Annotated in this window: 5 protein-coding genes; all 5 read left to right on the top strand. The window is 68.4% G+C overall.

All coding sequences use genetic code 11. The annotated features are described in order from the left end of the window. On the top strand, positions 1–1,095 hold a 1,095-nt coding region (locus ACY45C_RS18655), incomplete at its 5' end, for a cell division protein FtsZ (RefSeq protein ID WP_462188859.1). A 23-nt stretch (positions 1,096–1,118) separates the two neighbouring features. Further along, complete coding sequence (gene pgeF, locus ACY45C_RS18650) at positions 1,119–1,802, top strand: peptidoglycan editing factor PgeF (RefSeq protein WP_462188858.1); 684 nt, start codon at positions 1,119–1,121, stop codon at positions 1,800–1,802. Beyond that, entirely contained in the window at positions 1,799–2,626 is an 828-nt protein-coding gene (locus tag ACY45C_RS18645; protein ID WP_462188857.1) for a YggS family pyridoxal phosphate enzyme, read from the top strand. Before pgeF ends, ACY45C_RS18645 begins: the two co-directional genes overlap by 4 nt. 10 nt (positions 2,627–2,636) lie before the next feature. After that, on the top strand, positions 2,637–3,179 hold the full coding sequence (locus ACY45C_RS18640) for a cell division protein SepF (RefSeq protein WP_462188861.1): 543 nt from the start codon (positions 2,637–2,639) through the stop codon (positions 3,177–3,179). Between the two features lie 76 nt (positions 3,180–3,255). Next, the gene (locus ACY45C_RS18635) at positions 3,256–3,510 is read left to right on the top strand and encodes a YggT family protein (protein ID WP_462188856.1); all 255 of its coding nucleotides are present in this window, start codon (positions 3,256–3,258) and stop codon (positions 3,508–3,510) included. Positions 3,511–3,520 lie beyond the last annotated feature (10 nt).

Below are 3,520 nucleotides of genomic sequence, written 5' to 3'. Positions count from 1 at the left end.
GTGGTCACCCGGCCGTTCACCTTCGAGGGTCGGCGCCGGGCCACCCAGGCTGACACCGGTATTGACACTCTTCGTAATGAGGTCGATACCCTCATTGTCATCCCGAACGACCGTCTGCTGGCGATGACGGACCGGGACATCAGCGTTCTCGACGCCTTCCGCAGCGCCGACCAGGTGCTGCTCTCCGGTGTCCAGGGCATCACCGACCTGATCACCACGCCCGGCCTGATCAACCTGGACTTCGCCGACGTCAAGACGGTCATGTCCCATGCCGGCAGCGCCCTGATGGGCATCGGACGGGCCCGCGGCGACGACCGGGCCACCGTCGCCGCCGAACAGGCCATCGCGTCCCCCCTGCTCGAGGCGAGCATGGACGGGGCCCAGGGGGTGCTGCTCAACATCTCGGGTGGGTCGGACCTCGGCCTGTTCGAGATCAACGCGGCCGCCGAACTGGTCGCCGACGCGGCCCACCCGGAAGCGAACATCATCTTCGGTGCGGTCATCGACGACGCACTCGGGGACGAGGTGCGGGTGACGGTCATCGCCGCCGGCTTCGACACCGTCCAGGACCGGCGGACCCGCACCCTCAACGCCGCGGGGCAGTGGCGCCCGCCGGGGCCGGCCGGCGGGTCGGCTGCCGGGCCGCCGACCGTGGCCGCCCCGGCCACCTCGCCCGCGACAACGATCCTGCCGCCGCTGCCGACGATCTCCACCGTCCCGTCTCGGACGCCGCCCGCCGCGCCCCCCCCGCCCGTCGCGCCGGTCCCGCCGCCCGCGCCGAGCTACCTGCAGGCACCCCCGCCGCCGATCGCGCCGTCGAACGTCGGTCATTACCACCCGGAACCGCGGCCGGGGGCGCCGGCCTCGAACGAACCCGCCGCGGCCGCCACGGCCGAATCGACCGTGATCCCGACGATCGAGTCCCGCCTCGCCCCGCCGAACCGTGAACCGGTGGAGCCGCCGGTTGATCAGACCCATGGTCAGCACCGCCCGGAGCCCCCGCGCACTGCTCCCCGGCCGACCTACCCGCCTCGCCGGCCGGTGCGGCCGGTGGCCGACGACGACGAGCTGGACGTGCCGGACTTCCTCAAGTAGCCGGTGCCAGGCAGACTTCCGGCATGCCGGTTCTCGTCACCTCGCGCTCGGGTGGGGTCAGCGACCCGCCGTTCGAGGGACTCAATCTGGGCGACCACGTCGGGGATGCCGACGAGGCCGTCGCCGTCAACCGACGCCGGCTCGTCGACCGGCTGCGGATGCCGGTCCAGTACATGCGGCAGGTGCATGGGAGGCAGGTCGCCGTGTTGCGCCGGCACGGGCCGCCTCCGCAGGCGGACGCGCTGGTGACCGATGTCCCCGGCCTCGCGCTCGCCGTGATGGTCGCCGACTGCGCACCGGTGCTGTTCGAGGCCCCCGCGGTGGTGGGAGTGGCGCACGCCGGCCGGGTTGGGATGGCCAATGGCGTGATACATGTCACTCTTGGGGCCCTCGAGCGGCTCGGCGCCGCCCCGGACGAGCTCCGTGTCACCATCGGTCCATGTATCTGTGCCGGCTGTTACGAGGTGTCGGAGGATCTTCGTTGCGAGGTGGAGACCCAGGTGCCGGGGAGTGCGGCCACCACCCGCGTCGGTACCGCGGCGATCGATCTGCGTGCCGGTATCCGTTGTCAACTCGCCGTCGCCGGTGTGACTGATATAACAATTTCTGCTCGATGTACCGCCGAGGATCCGGAGCTCTACTCCTACCGCCGGGAGGGTCGGACGGGACGCTTCGCCGGTCTGGCCTGGCTCGGGCCGACGCCATGATCCACCGGCCCGGCCCGATCGAGCTCGATCCGGCGCGCCTGGACCGGTTGACGCAGCGGCTGGCCGAGGTTCGGGCTCGGATCGCGGGGGCGGCCCGGGCCGCGGGCCGTGATCCGGACCACCTCACCCTCATTGCGGTCAGTAAAACCTACCCACCCCAGGATGTTGTGATGATGCACACGCTCGGGGTGCGGCACTTCGCCGAGAACCGGGAGCAGGAGGCCGGGCCGAAGGTGGGTTTCGTCACCCGGCTGATCGGCGGGGAACGGAACGTCCTGACCAAGGGGACCGGTGACGGCCCGTCCTCCGGTTCCGACGATCCGATCTGGCATTTCGTGGGACAACTGCAGCGCAACAAGGCCAGATCCGTTCTTCGTTGGGCGGATTGGGTGCAGTCGGTGGATCGGGTGAGCCTGGTGCCGGTGCTCTCCCGGCTGGCGATGGAACGCGGCCGCCCGCTGTCGGTCTGTCTCCAGGTCTCGTTGGACTTCCCTGGTGCTTCCGATGGGAAGATTGGTGCGTCGATCGCCGGCTCGAGGCGCGGAGGGGTCGATCCGGCCGGCCTTTCCGCCCTGGCCGATCTTGTCGAGGAGGCGCCGGGACTGGCTCTGCGAGGCGTGATGGCTGTCGCCCCCCGGGGAGGGAAGCCACGACCTGCATTCGCGCGACTGCGTGAGGTGGCGGAACGCCTGAAGGTGGGGCATCCCCAGGCCACCGTCATCAGTGCCGGCATGTCGGGAGATCTTGAGGACGCGGTGGTCGAAGGCGCGACACACCTTCGGATCGGCACCGCTTTGTTCGGTGAACGGCCTGGTGTCCCTTAGAGTCGCGCCCATGGGGCTCGGGCGCAGGGCGATGGTCTACCTCGGTCTGGCCGAGGAGGATGAGGACTATCTCGACGACGACTATGACGACGGTCGTGCGGTCGGTCGTGACGATCGGCGTGCTATGCACGAACCGGTTCCGATGGACCGTACGGTCCGTCGGATAGACGCACGTGAGGAGCCGGTCGCCATGCCGCGACGTCCACCGGTCGAACCGTTGCGTCCCGCCGGTCCCGTGCCGATGCGCAGGGTGGCCGCGGCGGAGGAGCCGCACCCCTACCGGATCACCACGCTTCAGCCACGCAGCTACAATGAGGCGCGCCAGATCGGCGAGGAGTTCAGGGACGGGACACCCGTTATCATGAACCTCACTGACATGGACGATGCCGACGCCAAGCGGCTGGTCGACTTCGCCGCGGGTCTGATCTTCGGCCTGCGGGGCGACCTCGAGAAGGTGACCAACAAGGTCTTCCTGCTCTCGCCGCACAATGTCGAGGTCACCGAGACGGACAAGCGACGCATCCGCGAGGGTGGGTTCTACAACCAGTCATAGCCAGGGAATGTGATCACGTTCCCCCCGTTCCTCAGGAGAGAGCGCCATCAGCACAGTAGGTAGCTTGATCTTTTGGGTGCTGACGGTCTATCTGTTGCTCCTGATAGCGCGATGGATCATCGATCTGGTTCTTGCCCTCAGCCGATCGTTCCGCCCGACCGGCCCCCTGGTACTGGTCTTCGAGATTGTGTACACGGCAACTGACCCTCCGTTACGATTCATCCGGCGATTTCTTCCGCCGTTGCGAGTGGGTAGCGTTGCGCTTGACCTCGGGTTCCTGCTGCTCTTCCTGGTGATCATCGTGCTTCGAAGCTATGCGCAGAGGCTGTGACGGGGTTGTT

Source organism: Frankia sp. CcWB2, assembly GCF_977927585.1.
Note: the sequence above shows the minus strand (reverse complement) of the source record. Positions and strands in the feature narration are given on the sequence as shown.